Origin of the sequence: Tepidiphilus olei, assembly GCF_006980705.1 — a bacterium.
Lineage (GTDB): Bacteria > Pseudomonadota > Gammaproteobacteria > Burkholderiales > Rhodocyclaceae > Tepidiphilus > Tepidiphilus olei.
Genome location: NZ_SBHO01000022.1, coordinates 1 through 854, shown reverse-complemented (window position 1 = coordinate 854; position 854 = coordinate 1). Strand labels below are relative to the sequence as shown.

The window sequence follows — 854 nt, the reverse complement described above, 5'->3', positions numbered from 1 at the left end:
TGAGGCGGCGAGAAGCGAGCGCAAGCACCTCGTGCGGTGGCTGGCCGAGGATGATCGCCTTGACCATGGCCCTTGCCGATTGCCCGTGCAGGTCGCTGACGACGACACCGAGGCGAATTCCGCCGTCGGTGAGCACTTTGTGCAAACGGTTCTTCTCGGAGGCCAGGTGTCCGACCAACTTCTGCCGCTGGCGAGCGATCAGGCGCAGTTCGCGCAACTTGGCCGGCGGGATGAACGAGCCGCGCAACAGGCCGGCACGCGCCAGCGTGGCCAGCCACTGGGCGTCGCCCACGTCCGTCTTGCGCCCGGGGACGTTTTTGACGTGGCGCGCGTTGACCACCTTGGCGCGAATGCCGGCCGCTTCCAGCGCGGCATACGGGCTCTTCCAGTAGATGCCGGTGCTCTCCATCACGACCTCGTCGGGGCGCAACGAGGCGACCCAGTCGGCCAATGCGCGGCGGTCGCGCTTGAAGGCGCCAAACTGCCGCTGCTCGATGCGTATCGTGCCATCGGCCTCTTCGATCAGCGCGCAGGCCGTGATCTGCGCCTGGTGGATGTCTAGGCCGACCACCCGTTTGTACAGCGCGACCAGTTCCATATTGCCTCCTGTCGATTTACACTCGAGGGCGGAAGACGGCGGGTGCCGAGACTGAAAGTGCCTGAAGGCGACAGGTCGCCAACGGCCTTTTTAACGTGCGCTCTCTATGGAAGCAATCCGGGGTACGAGTCAGTCCGGCGGGTCACGTTAGCGTGCGGGGTCGATCCGCCAAAAAATTGCGCGACCTCTTCCCGCTGCCTTCCACCCCGTAGTTTCTTTCATCATCGGGGGTGGCGCCAGTCGCAATGACCGTTAG

1 protein-coding gene is annotated in these 854 nt (G+C 64.5%); it reads right to left on the bottom strand.

Features of this window, described 5'->3' with window-relative positions:
• Positions 1–598, bottom strand: a 598-nt coding sequence (locus EPD80_RS11290; protein WP_142811851.1) for an IS110 family transposase, incomplete at its 3' end; no start/stop codon positions are given.
• Between the last annotated feature and the right edge of the window lie 256 nt (positions 599–854).